The sequence below is a fragment of the Nonomuraea muscovyensis genome (assembly GCF_014207745.1).
Classification (GTDB): domain Bacteria; phylum Actinomycetota; class Actinomycetes; order Streptosporangiales; family Streptosporangiaceae; genus Nonomuraea; species Nonomuraea muscovyensis.
In genome coordinates, this window is the sequence record NZ_JACHJB010000001.1 from 2246413 (window position 1) to 2267070 (window position 20658).

Consider the following 20658-nt stretch of genomic DNA (forward strand, 5'->3'; position numbering starts at 1 on the left):
GCCGGGTGCGGACCCCTGGCTTCAGCCATGGGGGTAAGCCCGGCACGGGAGTGCCCGCCAGGGCGTGAGCGTGTGTTGACGGGAACGGACTGCGGCAGCGCGCCTGGCAACGGTATGGTGGGTCGTGGTCGAACACGTGAGTGATAACCAAGCTCGCGGGGGAGGCCGAGGCAGTTTCTACTCACCGCCGGGAGGGCGGAGTTCGCGCAGCCCGGACCGGGTGTGCGGGCTGGGGCGTGGAAACCCGTGCGAGCGGGGCCGGAAGGCGAATCGCCAAGCGACAGCGTCGCGACCATGCGCGTGGCCGCACGGTTGGGACGGCTGGAATCCCCCGGATTCATCCGTGGGGAGCGCTTCAACATAATGGGCGCTCGTGAAGCGCCGTAACTTCCTCGCCCTCGCCGCGACCGCCGGGCTGGTCGCCGCCGCCTGCGACCCCGGGCCGGGCTCCCGGTGGGGCCTCGGAGGGCGGCCCGGGCCCGGGTTCGAGGAGGACACCGGGCCGGGGGCCGAACCGGGAGCCGGGGACACCGGGTCGGGGACCACGGTCGGGGTGCGGGGGGACGCCGAGGAACTGGCGGGCTTGCAGAACCCGCTCATGGTCCCGCCGCTGATCGACCCGGAGCCGGGGCCGGACGGCGTGCGGCGGTTCGAGCTGACCGCGCAGGCCGGGCGGTCACGACTGCTGCCCGGCCGCACCACCCCCACCTGGGGCTTCAACGGCGACGTCCTCGGGCCGACGATCAGGGTGCGGCGCGGCGACGTGGTGCAAGTGGCCGTGACGAACGCCCTGGACGAGACGACCGACGTGCACTGGCACGGCATGCGCCTGCCCGCCGCGGTGGCCGGTGGCCCGCACCGGCCGATCGCGAGCGGCGAGACGTGGACCGAGCGCTGGATCGTGGACCAGCCCGCCACCACCGCCTGGTACCACCCCTACCCGCTCGGCAGGACCGCCGGGCATGCCGGTCGCGGTCTGGCCGGCATGCTGGTCGTGGACGACTACACCCGGCGTCGCGGCCTGCCGTCCGCGTACGGGGTGGACGACATCCCGCTCATCCTGCAGGACGCGCGCCTCGCCCCTGACGGCTCGCTCGCCGGCGAGGCCCGGCTCGGCGCGGGCGGTGCCGGCGGTGGGGAGGGCGGTTTCGTGCTGGTCAACGGCACGGCCGGCCCGTTCCTGGACGTCATCTCGGAGCGGGTGCGGTTCCGGGTGGTGAACGGCTCCGGCACGCGGGTGTTCGACCTGGCCTTCGGCGACGGCAGGCCGTTCCACGTGGTGGGCAACGACGCGGGCCTGCTGGCCGCCTCGGTGGAGGTGAGCAGGGTCTCGGTCGCGCCCGGCGAGCGCGTCGAGCTGGTGGCGGCCTTCCTGCACGGTGAGACCGTGCTGCTGCGCGACCTCGGCGGCCCCCCGGACCCCGGGCAGGGCGGCGCCGCCCTGCTGAAGATCGTCGTGGCTCCCCGGCTCACCGCGTCGCGCCCGGTGCCGCGCCGGCCGGCGGTGGGCCTGCTGCCGATCGAGGTGCCGCCGGGCGCCCGGGTGCGGCGGTTCCGGCCGGACGGCCGGGGGTCCGGGAACACGGACCTGACCCGGATCGACCTGGTGGTGCCCGCCGCCGCCACGGAGGTCTGGGAGATCGACAACCCCGGCGACGCCGGCACGTTCCACCTGCAGGGGGCGACCTTCCAGGTGCTGGACGTGGCCGGCGACCCGGCGCCGCCGCACGCCCAGGGGTACAAGGACACGGTCTACCTGCCCGCCCGCGCGGCGGTCCGGCTGGCCGTGCGCTTCGGGGGACTCGCCGACCCGGGCGCGCCGTACCTGTACCACTTCCGCACGCTCGGTTCGGCGGGCGCGGGGACGACGGGCCAGTTCGTGATCGTCCAGCCGGGTGAGGAGGCCCGGACGCCGCGCACGCTGCCACCCCGCGACACACCCGACGATCTTCAATAAGGCGGATAAATCACCATATCAAGCATTAAGGATTCCTTTATCGCGCCCTGACGGCAAATAGGGGTAGCCCTCGCGACGGCGTTCTTGATAAACATTCACGCGCCGCCTCGCGGGGCTTTCCTGAACCGGCCATCCATTAAGGGCGATAGTGAGCGAACCGATTCAGCACCAGGCTCAACGGACGCGCGCAGGTCGCCGGAGGCGGCTCTCTCGGCGACGGGAGCACGCCGTTGCTCGCCGATGACTTCTTCCTCGTCGTGTGGGACACGACGGGCTCCGGGAAGCCGCGTCTGCACCTGTCCGGCCTGGCGCTCGGCCTGGCCGGAGCCTTGATCGCCGAGCTGGTCCTGGAACGCCGGGTCCTGGTGCGCGGGGTACGGCTCCAGGTGGCCGACCAGCGGCCCCTGCGCGAACACCTCGCCGACAGGGTGCTGGCCGACATGGCGAACGCGCCCCAGCACACCGACGTTCGCACCTGGCTGGCATACCTCGCCAGACGCGCCGTCGCCGACGTCACGGCGCGAATGATGCGCGCCGGATTACTCGACCGCGAAACGCCGAGAATTCGCCGGCGCCGGCCGAGTCGCTATTTCGCCACCGATTTCGGCCGGGCCGTGTGGCCGTCCACCAGGCTGCGGCTGTCACTGGCCCGCGGCGAGCCGCTGACGGCTCATGACATGGTGCTCGCCGCCCTCGTGGACGCCTCCGGCATGACGGACACCGTCGTGGAGGACCCCGCCCACCGGCAGGCCGCCCGCCGCCATCTGACGGGAGCGCTGGCCGCGCTGCCCGAGCCGGTCGGCGACCTGACCCGGCACGTCAGGGCGGCCGTCGGCGACGCCGTCCTCACCTACCGCTCCTGACCCGTTCCGCACCGCACGCCGCAGGCTGGGGCGGTCCACCGCGCCCCGGGCCCGCTCACCACCCGCACCAGAAAGGAACCCCATGCGCATCGCGCACTCGCGCACCGGACCGGACCCGATAGCGCGTGCCCTGGCCGCCGACCGGCTCGGCGCCCCCTCGGTCGTCTACTTCGTGCCGCCGCTCACGGTCGTGGCCGGAGTGGTCACCACGGCGTACGCGGTCACCGGCATCACCGGCCTGCCGGTCGCGTTCCTGGCCGTGGGCGCCGTACTCGCCCTGTTCGCCGTCGGGTACGTCGCGATGGCCCGGCACATGGCCAACGCCGGAGCCTTCTACACCTACGTCAGCCGTGGACTGGGCCGCCCCGCGGGCATCGCCGCCGCCTGGGTGGCGCTGATCGCGTACAACGCCCTGCAGGTCGGCCTGTACGGCGCGTTCGGGGCGGCCGCCACGCCGCTGCTGGAGCGGTGGGCCGGGGTCACGCCGCCCTGGTGGGCCGTGTCCCTGGTGGCCTGGGCGCTGGTGGCGCTGCTGGGGCTGATGCGGGTGGACCTCAACGGCCGGCTGCTGGCCGTCCTGCTCACCGCCGAGGTGGCGGTGATCCTGCTCTTCGACGCGGCCGACCTCGTCGCGTCGGGCCCGGCCGGGCTGTCGGCCCAGGCGCTCTCGCCGGGCGGGCTGCTGGTGCCGGGGGTGGGAGCGCTGCTGGTCATCGCGACGCTCGGGTTCGTGGGCTTCGAGTCGGCCGTGGTCTTCTCCGAGGAGAGCCGCGATCCGCGCCGTACCGTGCCGGTGGCCACCTACACCTCCATCGCGGTCATCGCCGGCCTGTACGCGCTCTCGGCCTGGGCGATGACGGTCGCCACCGGCCCGGCGAACATCGTGGAGACCGCGCGCCGCGACGGCGCCGAGACGATCTTCGTGATCGCCGGCGCGCAGCTCGGGCCGGTCGTGGTGGACATCGCCCGGGTGCTCTTCGTCACGAGCCTGTTCGCCGCGATGGTCTCCTTCCACAACACCACGTCCCGCTACTTCTTCGCGCTCGGCCGCGAGCGGGTGCTGCCGGCCGCCTTCGGCCGGACCCGGCCGCGCACCGGGGCGCCGGAGGCGGGGTCGCTCGCCCAGAGCGCCATCGGCCTGCTCGTGATCGTGCTGTACGCCGTCCTGGGGCTCGACCCGCTGGTGCAGCTCTTCTTCTACGGCGGCGCCTTCGGTGGGTTCGGCGTGCTGCTGCTGGTCTGCACCACCTCGATCGCCGTCATCGCGTTCTTCTCCCGCGAGCCGAGCGGTGAGAGCATCGCCCGCCGGCTGCTCGCACCGGTGCCCGCCGCCGTCGCGCTGACCGTCATGGTGACGCTGGCGGTCGGCAACTTCTCGACGCTGCTGGGCGTCGAGGAGGGCCACCCGCTCGCATGGCTGCTGCCCGGCGTGTACGTCATGGCGGCCGTGGTGGGCCTGGTCTGGGCCTTCGTGCTGCGTGCCGGGCAGCCGGCCGTCTACTCCCGGGTCGGGCTGGGAGCCAAGGCCGCGACCGTCCAGGAGGCGACCCGTTGAGCACCGACCCGTCGAGCACGGGCCCGCTGAGCACGGGCCCGCCCGGCTCTCCCCCCGTCGGCCACGATGCTGCGGGGAGTGCGCCGCCCGCCGTCCGCCGCGCGGGGGCCGGGGACGCCGCCCTCGTGGCCGAGCTGATCGCGACCGCCTTCGCCCCGCTGGACGCGGTGGGCTACCTGGTGCCCGATCCGGCCCACCGGCACGAGATCATGACCGCCGACTTCCGGATCATGGTGGACCACGCCGCCGAGCACGGCGAGATCCACGTCATCGACGACGGCCCCGCCGCGGCGGTCTGGTTCCCCCGGACGACGCCGCTGCCCGAGCCGCCCGCGTACGACCGCCGGCTGGCCGAGGCCACCGGACCGTGGGCGGACCGGTTCCGGGCCCTGGACGCCCTGTTCGACAAGCACCACCCGGCCGAACCCCACCACCACCTGGCCTTCCTGGCCGTCCATCCCGACCGGCAGGGCCGGGGCCTCGGCAGCGCGCTGTTGCGCCACCACCACGCCCGGCTGGCCGGGCTGCCCGCGTACCTGGAGGCCAGCAGCCGGCGCAGCCGGGACCTGTACCTGCGGCACGGCTACCGGCCGCGGGAGCCCTTCGCCCTGCCGGACGGGTCCACGTTCTGGCCCATGTGGCGGCCCGGCACGTGACGGGATCCGGACCGGCTGTGAAGGCGGTTTAACGCCTCCGCCACGGCGCCGTCCACGGCCGCGTAACACCCGCCGCCGAGACTGACCGTCATGAGCGATGCACCGAAGGCGACCCATCCGCGTTCCGGGCACCACCTCGGGCACTCCTGGTGGCGGGAGATCCTGGAGGTGGCCGCGCTGTTCCTCGCGGTCGGCGTGGCGCACCTCCTCGCCACCCTGCTCGGGCACACCGATCCCGGGCCCGTGGTGCTGGTGGGACTGGGCGGCGCCCTGATCGTCGGCTCCGCCCTCCACCGGCGCCTGCGGTCCGGGACGCCCGTGAAGGCGCGCCGTACCCGGCCACCGCTGCCCCCGCCGCCGGCCGGTGGGCAGAGCACCATGACGTTGTGGCGCATCAGGATGCGCGTGGTCGAGCGTCCGGGGCGGCTGGCCCAGGTGGCGGGCGCGTTCGGCCGGCTCGGCTGCAACATCCTGACGCTGCACATCGCGCCCACCGGCAGCAGCGCGATCACTCCGGCCGGCTGCGACGCCCTCGACGAGTTCGTGGTCGAGGCGCCGACCCGGCTGACCCCCGGCCGGTTGCACGCTGCCCTGTCGGAGGCGGGCGGCCTGGACCTGCTGATCGTGCCGGCCCAGGTCAAGGACCTCATCGACCCCGGCATCCAGGGCCTGCTGCTGGCGCAGCGGGTGCACGACGACCCGAGCCAGCTCCCGCACGCGATGGCCGAGCTGCTGCGCGTCTCCGAGGTCGAGTGGCGCCGTCCCGGTGAGACGGTGGACGAGGAGGCCGAGCTCAACAGCACCATGGTGGTCTCCGTGCATCCCGAGCGGGCGCTGCTGCTCCGGCGGCCCGGCCTGCCGTTCACGCCGGCCGAGGCGGCCAGGGCCGCCGCGCTGGCCTCGGCCGCGAGGGGCGCGCGCTACTGCGGGACCTAGGGGCGTTGCCGGGCTCGGGCGGCCGTGTTTCAATGCGTTCACCGAGTGCTGCCGGGCGGGCACGTCATGAGCGGGTTCCTCTGTCGTTCGCGAACAAGGGATCCTCATGAGAGCAATCCGGTCGGCGGCCTTCGCGGCCGCACTGGCCGTGGCCCTGATCTCCACCGTCCTGATGGTGCCCCGCCAGGCGCAGGCCCACGGCGTCACGATGTTCCCCGGCAGCCGCACGTTCCTGTGCTACCAGGACGGGCTCAGGGACAACGGTCAGATCATCTCCTACAACCCCGCCTGCGCGGCCGCCGTCGCGCAGAGCGGCACGACTCCGCTCTACAACTGGTTCGCGGTGCTGCGTTCCGACGGCGCCGGCCGCACCACGGGCTTCATCCCCGACGGGCAGATCTGCAGCGGCGGCACCGGTGGGCCGTACGACTTCTCCGCCTACAACGCGGTCCGCTCCGACTGGCCGCTGACCCACCTGACCTCGGGCGCGAACATCCAGGTGCGCCACAGCAACTGGGCCGCGCACCCGGGCTCGTTCGTCTACTACATCACCAAGAACGGCTGGAACCCGAACGCGCCGCTGAAGTGGTCGGACCTGGAGTCGTTCGGCAGCGCCGTCGACCCGCCCCAGTCCGGCGGCCCCGGCGGCCTCAACTACTACCACTGGAACGTCCAGCTCCCGTCCGGAAAGAGCGGACGGCACATGATCTTCATCCACTGGATCAGGTCCGACAGCCAGGAGAACTTCTACAGCTGCTCCGACGTCGTCTTCGACGGCGGCAACGGCGAGGTGACCGGTGTGGGCCCCGGCGGCACCACACCGCCGGACCCGACCGTGACCCCCACGGTCACCCCGGCGCCCACCGGCTCCTGCACCGCCACCTGGCGCACCACCACCACGTGGAGCGGGCACTTCCAGGCCGAGGTCACCGTCCGCAACACCGGCACGGGCACGCTGAACGGCTGGACGGTCGGCTGGACCTACGGCGGTGACCAGGGCTTCTCCGGCTCGCCCTGGAACGCCACGCTCACCGGGCAGCCACCCGAGGTGGTGGTCAAGAACGCCGGCCACAACGGGCAGGTGTCCGCGAACGGCACGACGACGTTCGGCTTCAACGCCACGGGCACGCCACCGTCGCCGGCGCCCACGCTGTCGTGCACCAGCCCGTAGACCCGATGCCCACAGAACCGATGCCCACGGAACCGATGCCCACGGAACCGATGGCCACGGGGTCCTCAGGACCCGCGGGACCGGAGGGCGTGGCCCCTGTGGACGAGGGTGCCGGCGGGCCGCCGGCGCGCCGGGCGAGGATCGCGACGGTCGTCGCGCTGCTCCTCGTCCCGGTCGCCGGGGCCGCCCTGATCGTCGCCGGGCAGCAGGCCCGCCAGCACGAGTTGGAGGGGCGGCTCGCCGTCCTGGTGACGGGCCTGCTCGAAGGCGCCACCGCGGACGAGCACCGGGCGCACGGCCACGACTTCGGCCACGCGCCCGCCGCCGGGACCGGCGGGGGCACGGGCGGGGACACCGGCGGCGATGCGCGGCCCGGGGCCGGGCGCGAGGTGGCGCACGGGGCCGGGCACGAGGTCGGCGAGGTGGTCTGCGCCGTGGACCCCTTCGGCGTCGAACCGGCCGGTGCCGGCACGGTGGCGGAGGTGGAGTGGGTGTACGCCCACCACATGTGCGCCATCACCGGTCCCGGCGCCGGCTGGGCCATGTCCGTACGCGCCTCCGGCCCCATCGCCGTACGGCTGGGCGGGCGGCCGGTGGTGCGGGTGCCCGAACCGGGAGCGGGTTACCCGGAGCGGGTCAGGCGGCTCATTCCGGAGCGCCACCACGACGCGGCGTTCGGCGAGTTCGGCGACGAGGACGCGATCGAGGCGGCCCGCCGGCGGTTCGACGTCGCGACCGGCAGGTGAGTGACGGACCCGAACACGCGGACGCGGCCGGCGGAAAGGGGGGCTCGCCGGCCGCGTCCTTGCCATCCGGGCGGGATGGTTCATGAACGGTCACGCGGAGTACGGGAGCGGCGTCACCTCCTGGGTTCGAGCGGGGAGCACGTTATGGGAGCGCTCCCACACAGGATTGTGCGGTCCGGCACCCGCTTGTCAACGAAACCCAGCGCCGGGACCCCAAGGACTTCCTCCTACCTGGCTTCCGGCATGAAACTTTCACTGCGCTCCGGCCGCCCTCCGGGAAAGCCCCGGAATGCGTGACGACGTGCGTGAGCCGCCCCTCCCCGGGTAGACCGCGCGTACTCGAAGAGGAGGCTTCTCATGACTCAGCACCCGCCCCGGCCCGAGACGATGGCGGAGACGGACGTCATCGACCTGCTGCTGGCTCAGCACGCGATGATCCGAGACCTGTTCGACGAGGTCGAGCGGGCCCCGGCCGGGGAGCGCGGCGAGGCGTTCACCCGCCTGGTCCGGCTGCTCGCCGTGCACGAGACCGCCGAGGAGGAGATCGTCCACCCCTACGCCCGCCGCGTCCTCGACGGCGGTGACGGCGTGGTGGACGACCGCCTGGAGGAGGAACGGGAGGCCAAGGAGCTGCTCCAGCACATGGACCAGGCCGGCCCCGACGATCCCGACTTCATGGCCAACCTCGCCGTGCTCCGCGCCGCCGTGTTCGCGCACGCCCGCAGCGAGGAGCGCTACGAGTTCGCCAAGCTGCGTGCCAGGACCAGCCCGGCCGAGCGCCGGGCCATGGCCGCCGGGGTCAAGGCCGCCGAGGCGCTGGCGCCCACTCACCCGCATCCCGGCACCGAGTCCGCGGCGAAGAACCTCCTGATCGGCACGCCCGTGGCGATGATGGACCGGGTGCGTGACGTGATCCGCCGGGCGAGCAAGCGCTGACCGTCTCCGGCGGCCTTCGCGGAGCCCGCCGGGGAGGTAGGGCTGTCCCTACCCTGATAGGCCGGTGCGCGGGATCGCCGGGGCCGGGGCGTCGTCCGTAGTTTTGACGCCATGACGACCCTCCGCCGGCGCATCGCCACCGACACCCGTTACGCTCTCGGGGGTTTCCCGGCCGCCACCGTCTCGTTCGCCCTTGTCGTGACCGGTGTCGCGGCGGGTCTCGGCAGCCTGGTCGCCTTCGTGGGACTGCCCATCCTGGCCGCGACCGCCGGTGCGGCGCGGCGCTTCGCCGACGCCGAGCGTGAGATGGTCGCCGAGGTGCTCGACCGGCCCGTCGGCCGCCCTGACTACCCCGCCGCGCCGCCGTCCGCCGGCCTGCTGCGCCGCCTGGCGAACCCGGTGGCGCACACGCAGGGCTGGCTGGACCTGCTCCACGCCGTCATCGCCTTCCCGTTCGCCGTGCTCTCCTTCGCCGTCACCCTCACCTGGTGGGTCGCGGCCGTCGCCGGGCTGTCGTTCCCGCTCTACGGGTGGATCATCGCCGCCATCCCGGGAGTGGACGGCGGCATCCCGCAGTTGCTCGGCCTCGGCGACGGCACGGCCGCCTTCATCATCTTCAACACGGCCGTCGGCGCGCTGTTCGCGGTGACGCTGCCGCCGATCGTGCACGGCATGGCGCTGGTCAGGGCCACTCTGGCGCAGGCGCTGCTCACCGGCCCCGCCCGCCCGGCCGTCGCGGAGTCGTACTCGCCGTACGCGGACCTGCTGGCGCCCCGCCGCGCCTGAGCATCGGCCCGCGCCCGTGTCGCGAACTCGGCAGGAGCAGAGCAAGAAGGAGCCGGTCGTCGTGGATACCCTCCCGGTCCACGTCGGCCGGCTCCTCCCCCCCTCCGGGTAACAGCATGGCGGCTACGCGGCTGACCTGGAAGGATACGTCGTTCCCAGGAACGGGTTTCCCCGGCGATAGCTCCGGTTAGGTGCCATAATCCACCTGATGCGATCCGCGGACGCGAGCCCTCGGGGGCCGTTGGGGGACTTTCTCAGCAGCCGGCGGGCCCTGGTCAGCGCCCCCGACGTGGGCCTGCCGGAGACCGGCTACCCCCGGCGCGTCCCGGGGCTGCGGCGCGAGGAGGTCGCGCAGCTCGCCGGCATCAGCATCGACTACTACACGCGCCTGGAGCAGGGCCGCGTGCGCACCGCCTCGCGGGCGGTGCTCCACTCCATCGGGCGGGCCCTGCTGCTCAACGACGACCAGCAGCGCCACCTCATCCAGCTCGCCCACCCCGACGAGGTCGCCGGCCGGGGCGGTGACGGCCGCCAGCGCGTCAAGCCGCAGGTCGAACGCCTGCTGGCCAACCTGGTCGACACCCCGGCCCTGGTGTTCGGCCGCTACCTCGACATCCTCGCCTGGAACCGGCTGGCCACCGCCCTGCTCGGCGACCTGGCGGCCATGCGGCCGCAGCACCGCAACTACGCCCGCATGACGTTCCTCGACCCGCACGTCCGCTCCCTGTTCGTCGACTGGAAGGAGCGGGCGCAGGAGACGGTGTCCGCGTTGCGGCTCGCGGCCGGCGCCGACTGCGCCCGGCCGCGGCTGCAGGAGCTGGTGGGCGAGCTGTCGGTACGCGACCTCGACTTCCGCACCTGGTGGGCCCAGCACCTGGTGACCATGCGGACCTCCGGCAGCAGCCGCCTCGACCATCCGGTCGCGGGGCGGTTCAGCGTGGACTGGCAGGTGCTGACCGGCGTCGAGGACCAGACCCAGGCGGTCGTGCTGATGAGCGCCCCCGCCGGCACACCCGACCACGCGGCCATCAGGAAGCTGGACGCGTGGGCGGACCGGCAGGGGCTGACCCACGGCACGGCCGCGAACGGCGAGGACGCCCCGCCCGCCGTCGAGAAGCCCTGACCCGGCCGGGCCGCGAGTGACGGTCCCGACCCGGCCCAGCCACGAGAGACGGTCCCGACCCGGGCGGGCCGCCGGTGGCGGCCCTGACCCGGGCGGGGCTACACGACCGCGCCGGAGCCGTCGCGCCGGGTCTTCTCGCGCGGCTTGGGCGGCTCGGGAGGCGGCTGCTTGCTGCGCCGTTCGAGCTCGATCGCCAACGGCCCGGCCACGAACGACGAGGACGCCGTGCCGGCCACGATGCCGAGGATGAGCGCGATGGCGAAGTCGCGCAGCGAGTCTCCGCCGAAGACCGCCAGCGCGATGAGGATGAACAGCGCGCCGAGCCCGGTGTTGACCGTGCGCGGCACGGTCTGCAGGATCGCGCCGTTGACGATGGAGGCGAACGGCGCCTTGCGGTCCGCGGTCCACATCTCCCGGACCCGGTCGAACACCACCACCTTGTCGTTGATCGAGTAGCCGATGATGGTGAGCATCGCCGCCAGGAAGACGCCGTCGATGGGCTTGCCCAGCCAGGCGAAGACGCCGACGACGGCGGCCGTGTCCACCACCAGGGCGGCCACCGCGGCCGTGCCGAACGTCCACCTGAACCTGACCGCCAGGTAGAGGAGCTGGGCCGCCAGCGCCACGCCGAGCGCGATGAGCGCGTTGCGGCGCAGTTCCTCGCCCAGGCTGGGCCCGATCAGCTCGTCGCGCTGCTTGGTCACCTCGCCCACCCGGCCGTCGAGCGCCGTCTCGATGCCCGCCACGTCGTCGGCGCTGATCTGCCCGGCGCGCACGGTGACGACGTCGTCGGAGGCCTGGACGACCGCCGAGGGGTGTCCCGCCTCGGCCACGGCCTGCCGGGCCGCGTCGGCGCTCACCGGCTTGGTGGCGGCGAACTCGACGATCCGGCCTCCGGTGAACTCCACGCCGAAGTTCAGGCCCTGGGTGACCAGCCCGGCGACTGCCACGGCGACCAGCGCGGCGGCGACGGCCAGCCAGATCCGGCCGCGGGCCATGAGCTGCGGGTCGCGCCTGGTCACCCAGGTGCGGACCCGGCCCACCGAGCCGAGCCCCGACAGCCGGGGACTCACCCGGCCGATCACGAGGTGGGTCAGGACACGGGTGATGAGCATGGCCGAGACCAGCGAGGCGAGCACGCCGATGGCCAGGGTCACGCCGAAGCCGCGTACCGGCCCAGAGGCCAGCCAGAACAGCAGCCCGGCGGCCAGCAGCGTGGTGATGTTGGAGTCGGCGATGGCGCTCCAGGCGTTCCTGAACCCCCGGTCCAGCGCCGCCCGCAGGCCGAGCCGCGGCGAGCGGGCGTACTCCTCCCTGGCACGCTCGAACACGAGCACGTTGGCGTCCACCGCCATGCCGATGGCCAGCACGAACCCGGCCAGTCCGGGCAGGGTTAGCGTCGCCCCGATGGCGATCAGGGCGGCGTAGGAGATGAGCCCGTACAGGGCGAGGGCGAGGGCGGCGAGCAGCCCCACCAGCCGGTAGATGGCGATGATGAACACCGCGGTCAGGAGCACGCCGGCGACACCCGCCTTGGCGCTGGCCTCGATGGCCTCCTCACCGAGCGTGGGCCCGACGGTCCGCTGCTCGATCAGCTCCATCGGGACCGGCAACGCGCCGCCCTTGATGAGCACGGAGAGGTCCTGCGCCTCCTGGGGCGTGAAGGAGCCGGTGATCTGAGTTGATCCGCCTGGTATGCCGGCCTTGCAGGGCACGGACGGGTCCACCTGCGGCGAGGAGATGATCTCGTTGTCGAGCACGATGGCCAGCCGCCGCTTGGGCTCGCCGACCGGCTCGCAGGCGGCGGCGCCGGTGAGCCGTTGCCAGGCTCCGGGGTCGCGGAAGTCGACCGTGACGAACCAGCCGGGCCCCTGCTGGGGGTCGGTCCGGGCGGCGGCGTCGGTCACGCCGTCACCGGTGATGGCGGCCGGGCCGAGCGAGAGCCGCTGCCCCGACTCGTCGGCCACGGCCTTCTTGTCGTCGGCCGCGGCCACGCCGAGCACGGGATGGAAGGTGAGCTGGGCGGTCCGGCCGATGACCTCGGCGGCCTTGCGCGGGTCGAGCACGCCGGGCAGCTCGACGATGATCCGCCGCTCGCCGGACCTGACGAGGGTGGGATCGACGACGCCGAGCGCGTCGGCGCGGCGCCGGAGCACGTCGAGTGCCCGGTCGGTGGCGTCGGCGTCGGCCTTGACGGTGGGCGAGTCGCGTGTCTCGAACACGAGCTGGGTGCCGCCGCGCAGGTCGAGGCCGAGGCGCGGGGACATGGTGAACGCGAGGAAGAATGCGGTGGCGACGACGACACACGTCACCACCGCGCGCCACACGGGCGCACGGGACATGGAAGCCTCCACAGGCTGTCGATGGATGGACGTCAGCGCGTCGTGGAGGGCGGCCCCCTGGCCGGGGCCGCGGCGCGGGCCGGCTGGGGAGGCGCGAGGTGGCCGCCGGAGGCGGCGATCACGGGCCGCGGGCGCCCGGCGGGCCCCGCGGTGGTCGGGATGACGGCGACGCCGCCGGCCGAGGCGTACGGGCCGGCGGGCAGGTGGACACGGGGTGCGCGCTCGTCACGCGGGTGGCCCACCGTCTGGTCTGCGTGCGTGGGCGCGGCCTGCGCGGCGACGCCGCGGTGGGTGGCGTGGCCGGCCGCGGGGACGAACAGGTGCAGCAGGAGGAGCAGCGCGGCGGTGAGCCTGGTTCGCACGTCCCCTCCCTTCGACGGGCCGAAACGCAGCCGAGGCCCAACCTACCCTCGTCCGGCTCCCGAGGCCGAGCGGACGAGGTCGTGTCCCTCGTTGATGAGGGAGCCGACGAGGAGCCGCCCGCCTCCGGGAAGGCCCGCCAGGCGCAGCAGGGCGTCGCGGGCGGCGATGCGCCACCGCTCGGCCGGGGCCATCCAGCGGACGAACCGGCGGCCGAACCGCTGCACCTCCAGGACGACCGGCCGCATCCGCCCCTGGTAGCGGGACAGCGCGTCGCCGATGTCACCGGGGGCGCCCAGCTCGTCGGCGAGGACCCAGGCGCCGGCCATGGCCAGCGAGGCGCCGTGCCCGGCGAACAGGGAGACGGCCTGGCAGGCGTCGCCCAGCAGCACCACCCGTCCCCTGCTCCACTCGTCCACGTGCACCTGGGTCACCTGGTCGTAGTAGAGCCGCGGCGGGTCCGGGCAGTGGCGCAGCACCTCCGGCAGGATCCACCCCATGTCGCCGTAGTGGCGCAGCAGCGCGGCGCGGGGGTCGGCGGGCGGTTCGGGGTCGGGCTCGCGGCGCAGGAACAGCAGGGCGAGCCGGCCGCCGCGCAGCGCGTACGTGCCCGCCATCAGGCCGGGCACGGTGCGCATCTCGTAGCGGTCCCCCGCCCGCCGGCTGAGCTCCGGGTCGGTCAGGGTGTAGGCGGCGACGTGGTGGCCGAGGTAGCGCACGAAGGGCCGCTCCTCGTCGAAGACGAGCCCGCGCACCCGGGAGTGCGCTCCGTCGGCGCCCACGAGCAGGTCCACCCGCCGCTCGGTGCCGTCGGTCAGCCGTACGGTGACGCCGTGGCGGTCCTGGGCGACGGCCTCGACGCTGGTGCCGTAGCGGACGGGGGCGCGCACGCCGTCGTGGACGGCGCGGGCCAGGTCGCCGCGCGGCAGGCTGACCACCTGCTCGGCGAACTCCGGCGGCATGGTGAGCCGGCTGGCCGGCCGCCCGTCGCGGCGGACGTAGGCCAGCTCCGTGACCGGGTAGCGGGCCTGTTCCAGGCGGTCGTGCAGGCCCATCCGCCGGGCCACCTCGTAACCGGGTCCGTAGAAGTCGATCATGTAGCCGCCGTCGCGGAAGGCGGGTGCCCGCTCGACCAGCTCCACCTCCCAGCCCGAGCGCTCCAGATGCCAGGCCAGCGTGAGCCCGGCGATGCCGGCGCCGCAGACGAGCACTCTCATCGCGGTCATCTCGATCCTCCTTCGGGCCGGACGCCGAGCATGGCGCGCAGCGGCCCGGCGAGCGTGGTGGGATCCAGGGCCGGGTCCAGCGCGCGGTGCAGGACCAGGCCGTCCATCAGGGCGGCGATCACCACGGCGGCCTGCTCGGCCTGCGCGCCGTGGCCGTGGGCGCGCAGCCACCCGGCCACCCGCGACCGGAAGCCGATGATCAGCACGCCCAGCTCGTCGCGCAGCCCGGGCTCGCGCCCGGCGGCGAGGAACAGCTCGGCCATCAGCAGCGAGGCCGGGTCGGTGCCGCTGTAGCGGGACAGCTCCCGCAGCAGCCAGTCGATCCCGTCGGGCACGCTCGGCCGGCGCGCCAGCTCGGCCCCGGCCTGCTCCAGCAGCTCACGGGCGAACCCGACGCCGGCGGCCACCAGCAGGTCGGACACCGACGCGAAGTGGTAGTGCACCACCCCTGCGTTGACGCCGGCCCGCTGGGCCACCATCCGCGTCGAGACGCCGCTCCACCCCACCTCGCCGATCAGGGACACGGCGGCCCGGAGCAGGCGCTCCCGCGTCGCCCTGCCCCGCTCGGCGGACACCTCTGCCACGAGAGCCTCCTGTTTGGTCGATCGCCTTGGTCGTTCGTCCAAATAGTAGGCGGCAGGCGGCCGTACCGTCCAGAGGGAGATGTGGCGTCTTGACCGAAGCGATGGAATAGTCGCATTACAGACAGGGGAGATCCCAGGCATTCCGCTCTTTTGAGGTGTTGGCCATGGTCCCTGCACGACGACTGCTCCGAGGTCTGCTCTACGGCTCCCGATACGACCGCGTGCCCTGGGGCCAGCGGGTCTACGTACGCCCCGGCGAGCGGCTGCTCCGCGAGGCGCAGTGGCGGTGGCGGATCCGGCGGGCGCCCGTGCTGTCCCTGGAGGAGTACGGCTCCGAGCTGCCGCTGGGCGAGATCGAGGAGTTCCTGAGCTGCATGATGTGCGGCGAGTCGCGCCAGCAGCCGCTGTTCGAGCCGACCGGCGCCGGCAAGGGCGGCAAGGGCCGGGAGTGGCGCTACCACGTCGTCCGCTGCCCGTCCTGCGGCTTCCTCTACCGCAACCCCAACGTGCGGCCGGAGCGGCTCGGCGACCTCTACTCGAGCGGCTACAGCGGCTTCCTGACCGGCACGTACGCGGCCAACCGGCAACGTCGCTACAACCTGACGATGCAGGCGTTCTCCCCCGTCCTCGACGACGGCGAGGGCAGGCGGCTGCTCGACTTCGGCTGCGGTGTCGGGCTGTTCCTGGAACTGGCTGAGCAGCGGGGCTTCGACGGCTACGGGGTGGACCTGTCGCCCGACTCCGTGACGCAGGCCAACGCGCGGCTGAAGCGGGCACGGGCCTACTTCGGGGCGCCGCGGGACGTGCCGGAGATCGCCGCGGGCGGCTTCGACGTGATCACCCTGTGGTCGGTGCTGGCCCACCTGCCCCGGCCGCTGGAGGACTTCGCGGGCTTCCGCGAGCTGCTGGCCCCGGGCGGGGTGCTGCTCATCCTGACGGTCAACGCCCGATCTCTGCTGCTCAAGGCGTACGGGCCGGAGTGGAGCGGGTTCACCAAGAACCACCTGATGTTCTACGACTCCGAGACACTGAAGACGCTGCTGCGCCGAACCGGCTTCGAGGGGGTGGCCTACGCCCCGCACTACGGCGACACGGTCGAGGCCGGCACCACCCGGCTGCCCGAGCCGCTGCGCCGGAGGCTGCGGCAGACCGTCGAGGCGAGCGACGGCGGCAACATGATGCGCGCGCTGGCCTTCGCCGACGAGGAGGCCGTCGCCCGCTGGAGCGACCGCCTGACCATCCACCGCCTGCGCGACCGCGCGGCCGTTCCGGACGAGGGCGCGGACCTGGACCTCACCGGCTCCTCCGGCACCGGCGCCCGCACCTGACCGGCAGGGACCTGACCGGCAGGGACCTGACCGCTTGGGACCTCGTCGACCGCCACCCGACGACCGTCACCTGATTGACCGCCGCCTTCCGGCCGAACTACATTCGGCCCACCCGAAGGCGAGGAGCGCGTGTGAACCTGCCCGAGACCGGCAGACCCGTCGACGACCTGCTGGCCGAGATCGTCCGGCTCAAGCGGCACGACCTGCCCGTCAGGGGCGGCCAGGTGACCGCCTACGTCTACGACACCGGCCGGCCGGCCGCGCACGAGGCGGCGGCCCGCGCCTACGCCGAGATGCTCGAGGTCAACGCCCTCGACCCCACCGCCTTCCCGAGCGTGGTCGAGATGGAGCGGCAGGTCGTGGGCGCGGTCGCCGGGCTGCTGGGCGGCGGCCACGGCGTCTTCACCAGCGGCGGCACTGAGTCGATCATGCTGGCGGTGAAGGCCGCCCGCGACACGGCCCGCCGCGACCGGCCGAACCTCGTCGTCCCCGTCACCGCCCATCCCGCCTTCCACAAGGCGGCCCACTACCTGGGCCTCACCGTCCGGCCCGTGCCGGTGGACCTGGGCACGTACAAGGTCCGGCCGGACACCGTCCGCGACGCGATCGACGGCGACACCGTGCTGGTCGTCGCCTCCGCCCCCTCCTACCCGCAGGGCGTCCTGGACCCGGTCGAGGAGGTGGCCGCCGTGGCCGCCGACGCGGGCGTGCCGTGCCACGTGGACGCGTGCGTGGGCGGTTGGCTGCTGCCCTGGTTGCGTGAGGCGGGCGCGACGGTCCCGCCGTTCGACCTGTCGGTGCCGGGCGTCACCTCCCTCTCCTGCGACCTGCACAAGTACGGCTACGCCCCGAAGGGCGCCTCGGTCGTGCTGTTCGCCGATCCGGCCATGCGCCGCAGGGCGTACTTCGCCTCGGCCGCCTGGCCGGGCTACACGGTGGTCAACGCCACCGTGCAGAGCTCCCGGTCGGCCGGGCCGCTGGGCGGCGCCTGGGCCACGCTGCACGCCCTCGGCCGGCGGGGTTACGTGGACCTGGCCCGCGCCACGCTGGAGGCGTCGGCCGCGCTGCGCGAGGGCATCGCCCGCGTGCCCGGCCTGCGGGTGCTGGGCGAGCCGGAGTCGGCCCTGGTCGCCCTCGCCGGCGATGATCTGGACGTGTTCGTCCTCGCCGACGAGGCCCGCGCGCGCGGCTGGTTCCTGCAGCCGCAGCTCTCGTACGCGGGCATCCCGGCCAACCTGCACATCACCGTCACCGGCGTGACCCTGGCCGGGGTGGAGGCGATGCTGAAGGTGATCGCCGAGTCGGCGCAGGCGGCCCGGCGGCGCGGCCCCGTCGTGCTCCCCGAGGGGCTGGTGGAGCTGGTGGCGGGGCTGGACCTCGACGCGCTGACCGACGCCGAGTTCGCCGAGCTGGCCGCCTCGGTCGGGGTGGACCTGCGGCCGGGCTCGGGGCAGCCGGAGATGGCGGTGGTCAACACCGTCCTCGACGCCCTCCCGGCCGCCGCGCGGGAGGCGGTGCTGGTGCGCTTCCTGTCCGTCCTGTACGGCTGAGCCCGGACCCGGCATCCTCCGGGCGATGGTGACCGCCACGGAGCGGCGGCACTTCTGATGTCAAACGATTAACACATCACTCCTGCACGTTCTTGGCCTTCGAGGCCCGGCTGTGTTATACGTTTAACATGAGGCCGACAGCGAAGCAGGTGGCCGAGGCCGCGGGCGTCTCGGTCGCGACCGTCTCCTACGTCTTCGGCGGCCGTGACGGCAGGGTCGCCCCCGAGACGAGGCAGCGGGTGCTGGAGGCGGCCGGCCGGCTCGGCTACGCCCCCGACCAGGCGGCCAGGAGCCTGCGCCGGGGCCGCACGCAGCGGGTCTGCCTGGTGCAGGGCTCGTTCGGCGGCGTCCCCACCGAGGAGCGGCTGGCCAGGGACCTGCACGAGATGGCCGACGCCCAGGGCTACTCCGTGGTCACGCTCACCGTCTACTCACGGGCCCGCGCGGTCGCCGCCGCCGACGTGCTGCGCGGCGGCATCGCCGACGGCGCCCTGATCAACGTGAGCGGCGAGCACCTCACCCCCGACCTGCTGGCCTCGGTCGTCTCGACCGGGCTGCCGGTCGTGGCCATCCGCGAGGGAGAGGTCCCGCCGGGGTGCGACGTGGTGCGCGTCCCGGAGGCCGACGCCTGCGCCGAGGCGGTCGAGCACCTCATCGCGCAGGGCCGCCGCCGCATCGCGTTCCTGGCGCACCGCCACGAGCTCTACACCGGCCGCCCCTCCGGCAGGCTGCTCGGCTACACCCGGGCCCTCGACAGGCACGGCGTCGATCCGGCACGACGCCTCATCGTCTCGGGAGCGGACGACCGGGTCGCCGCCTACCAGGCGGTCACGGAGCTGCTGCGCTCCCCCGACCGGCCCGACGCCGTCTTCGCCGCCTCCGACCGGGCCGCGATCAGCACGATCTGGGCGGTCCGGGACGCCGGCCTGCGGGTCCCGGAGGACGTGGCCGTGATCGGCGTCGGCAACATCGACGAAGGGCTCATCGCCAACCCGCCGCTCAGCACCGTCGGCCCGCTCCGGCACGACTGCACCGACGTCGTGCGGCTGCTGTTCGACCGCCTCCGGGCCGAGGAGCCGCCACCCGCCCGCGAGCTGGTCCGCACCTGGTCGTTCCTGCGGCGTGGCTCCGCCTGAACCGCCTCCGTGCCCCGATGGGAGTTCCCTCTTGCGCCCGAACGTGATCGTGTTCTTCACCGACCAGCAGCGGTGGGACACCGTCGGCCCCTTCACCCCCACCCTCGACCGGATGGCCCGACGGGGCACCCAGGCCGAGGTGGCGATCACCCCGCAGCCCGTGTGCGCGCCCGCCCGCGCCGCCCTGCAGACGGGCCGCTACCCGACCACCACAGGGGTCCACCGCAACGGCATCCCCCTGCCCGCCGCCGAGCGGACGCTCGCCCACCGCTTCGGCGAGGCCGGCTACGCCACCGGCTACATCGGCAAGTGGCACCTGGGCGGCCAGGAGCCGGTGCCCGCCGACCGGCGCGGCGGCTACCGCTCCTGGCTGGCGGCCAACGGCCTGGAACACACCTCCGACGCCTACCGCACGATCGTGTACGACGAGGCGGACGACCCCGTGCTGCTGCCCGGCTACCGTTCGGACGCGCTGGTGGACGCGGCCGTCCGCTTCGTCGCCGACCACCACCGCGAGCCGTTCTACCTCTTCGTGTCGTTCCTGGAGCCGCACCACCAGAACCAGGTGGACAGCTATCCGGCCCCCGACGGCTACGAGGAGCGCTACGCGGGCCGCTGGATGCCGCCGGACCTCGCGACGCTCGGCGGCACGGCGCACCGGCACGCGGGCGGCTACCTGGGCCAGGTCAAGCGGCTGGACGAGGGGCTCGGCCGGCTGCTCGACGCGCTGCGCAGCATGGACCTGCTGGACGACACGATCGTGGCGTACACCTCCGACCACGGCAACCACTTCAAGACCCGCAACGGCGAGTACAAGCGGTCCTGCCACGACGCCTCGCTGCGGGTGCCGCTGGCCCTGCGCGGGCCCGGCTTCGACGGCGGCGGGACCATCGCGCGTCCGGTCAGCACGATCGACCTGCCGCCCACCCTGCTGGAGGCCGCCGGACTGCCGGTGCCGGCGGAGATGCAGGGCCGCTCGTTCCTGCCGCTGGTGCGCGACGCCCGCGCCGACTGGCCCGAGGAGGTGTTCTTCCAGGTGAGCGAGTCCGAGGTGGGCCGGGGCATCCGCACCTCCCGGTGGAAGTACTACGCCGTCGCCGAGGACGCCCACCCGTGGCACGACGCCGCCGCCCCGCGCTACCGCGAGCAGGCCCTGTACGACCTCGCCGGCGACCCGCACGAGCTGTCCAACCTGGTCGGCCTGCGCTCCCACCGGGAGCAGGCGGCGCTGCTGCGCGAGCGGCTGGCACGCCGGATCGTCGAAGCCGGGGAGGCGGAGCCGGTCATCGAGCCCGCGCCCGAACACGACCCGGGCGGGCAGTTGATGACCGACCCCGCCGTGCGGCTGCGCGGCCCCGCCCCGGCGAGGTTCGGCCACCAGCCGCCGAAGACGACGTGAACGC

18 protein-coding genes are annotated in these 20658 nt (G+C 73.8%); 14 read left to right on the forward strand and 4 right to left on the reverse strand.

The window, feature by feature from the left end; genetic code table 11:
* The first annotated feature begins 373 nt into the window (after nt 1-373).
* The 10 genes from FHU36_RS10610 to FHU36_RS10655 all read left to right on the forward strand — a co-directional run bounded on the left by FHU36_RS10610 (nt 374) and on the right by FHU36_RS10655 (nt 10729).
* On the forward strand, nt 374-1957 hold the full coding sequence (locus FHU36_RS10610) for a multicopper oxidase family protein (RefSeq protein WP_185083550.1): 1584 nt from the start codon (nt 374-376) through the stop codon (nt 1955-1957).
* Between the two features lie 230 nt (nt 1958-2187).
* Nucleotides 2188-2820, forward strand: a complete 633-nt coding sequence (locus FHU36_RS10615; protein WP_185083551.1) for a GOLPH3/VPS74 family protein — start codon at nt 2188-2190, stop codon at nt 2818-2820.
* An 82-nt stretch (nt 2821-2902) separates the two neighbouring features.
* A complete protein-coding gene (locus FHU36_RS10620; RefSeq protein WP_185083552.1) occupies nt 2903-4375 on the forward strand; it encodes an APC family permease in 1473 nt (490 codons plus the stop codon).
* Entirely contained in the window at nt 4372-5031 is a 660-nt protein-coding gene (locus tag FHU36_RS10625) for a GNAT family N-acetyltransferase (protein ID WP_246502015.1), read from the forward strand. The genes FHU36_RS10620 and FHU36_RS10625 overlap by 4 nt, the downstream gene beginning before the upstream one ends.
* Before the next feature lie 90 nt (nt 5032-5121).
* The gene (locus FHU36_RS10630; RefSeq protein WP_185083553.1) at nt 5122-5967 is read left to right on the forward strand and encodes an ACT domain-containing protein; all 846 of its coding nucleotides are present in this window, start codon (nt 5122-5124) and stop codon (nt 5965-5967) included.
* Between the two features lie 106 nt (nt 5968-6073).
* Complete coding sequence (locus tag FHU36_RS10635; RefSeq protein WP_185083554.1) at nt 6074-7138, forward strand: lytic polysaccharide monooxygenase; 1065 nt, start codon at nt 6074-6076, stop codon at nt 7136-7138.
* Between the two features lie 89 nt (nt 7139-7227).
* Entirely contained in the window at nt 7228-7884 is a 657-nt protein-coding gene (locus FHU36_RS10640; RefSeq protein WP_185083555.1) for a hypothetical protein, read from the forward strand.
* A gap of 357 nt (nt 7885-8241) precedes the next feature.
* Nucleotides 8242-8820, forward strand: a complete 579-nt coding sequence (locus FHU36_RS10645; protein WP_246502016.1) for a hemerythrin domain-containing protein — start codon at nt 8242-8244, stop codon at nt 8818-8820.
* Nucleotides 8821-8931: 111 nt separating this feature from the next.
* A complete protein-coding gene (locus FHU36_RS10650; protein ID WP_185083556.1) occupies nt 8932-9606 on the forward strand; it encodes a sensor domain-containing protein in 675 nt (224 codons plus the stop codon).
* Nucleotides 9607-9814: 208 nt separating this feature from the next.
* A complete protein-coding gene (locus tag FHU36_RS10655; RefSeq protein ID WP_185083557.1) occupies nt 9815-10729 on the forward strand; it encodes a helix-turn-helix transcriptional regulator in 915 nt (304 codons plus the stop codon).
* 98 nt (nt 10730-10827) lie between these two features.
* Here FHU36_RS10655 and secD read toward each other — a convergent pair whose 3' ends face one another.
* The 4 genes from secD to FHU36_RS10675 are packed head-to-tail and all read right to left on the reverse strand — an operon-like array spanning nt 10828 to nt 15241.
* Entirely contained in the window at nt 10828-13071 is a 2244-nt protein-coding gene (secD, locus tag FHU36_RS10660; protein WP_185083558.1) for a protein translocase subunit SecD, read from the reverse strand.
* 32 nt (nt 13072-13103) lie between these two features.
* Entirely contained in the window at nt 13104-13433 is a 330-nt protein-coding gene (locus tag FHU36_RS10665) for a hypothetical protein (RefSeq protein ID WP_185083559.1), read from the reverse strand.
* A 42-nt stretch (nt 13434-13475) separates the two neighbouring features.
* Nucleotides 13476-14657 (reverse strand): FAD-dependent oxidoreductase, encoded by a 1182-nt coding sequence (locus FHU36_RS10670; RefSeq protein ID WP_185083560.1) that lies wholly within the window; start codon nt 14655-14657, stop codon nt 13476-13478.
* The gene (locus tag FHU36_RS10675; protein ID WP_312891531.1) at nt 14654-15241 is read right to left on the reverse strand and encodes a TetR/AcrR family transcriptional regulator; all 588 of its coding nucleotides are present in this window, start codon (nt 15239-15241) and stop codon (nt 14654-14656) included. The genes FHU36_RS10670 and FHU36_RS10675 overlap by 4 nt, the downstream gene beginning before the upstream one ends.
* Nucleotides 15242-15405: 164 nt before the next feature.
* On the opposite strand from FHU36_RS10675, the gene FHU36_RS10680 reads away from it, so the two are divergent.
* The 4 genes from FHU36_RS10680 to FHU36_RS10695 all read left to right on the forward strand — a co-directional run bounded on the left by FHU36_RS10680 (nt 15406) and on the right by FHU36_RS10695 (nt 20654).
* The gene (locus FHU36_RS10680; protein WP_185083562.1) at nt 15406-16569 is read left to right on the forward strand and encodes a class I SAM-dependent methyltransferase; all 1164 of its coding nucleotides are present in this window, start codon (nt 15406-15408) and stop codon (nt 16567-16569) included.
* A 131-nt stretch (nt 16570-16700) separates the two neighbouring features.
* The gene (locus tag FHU36_RS10685; RefSeq protein ID WP_185083563.1) at nt 16701-18119 is read left to right on the forward strand and encodes a pyridoxal phosphate-dependent decarboxylase family protein; all 1419 of its coding nucleotides are present in this window, start codon (nt 16701-16703) and stop codon (nt 18117-18119) included.
* A gap of 128 nt (nt 18120-18247) precedes the next feature.
* A complete protein-coding gene (locus FHU36_RS10690) occupies nt 18248-19255 on the forward strand; it encodes a LacI family DNA-binding transcriptional regulator (RefSeq protein WP_185083564.1) in 1008 nt (335 codons plus the stop codon).
* Between the two features lie 31 nt (nt 19256-19286).
* Nucleotides 19287-20654, forward strand: coding sequence for a sulfatase family protein (locus FHU36_RS10695; RefSeq protein WP_185083565.1), 1368 nt, complete (start codon nt 19287-19289; stop codon nt 20652-20654).
* Nucleotides 20655-20658 lie beyond the last annotated feature (4 nt).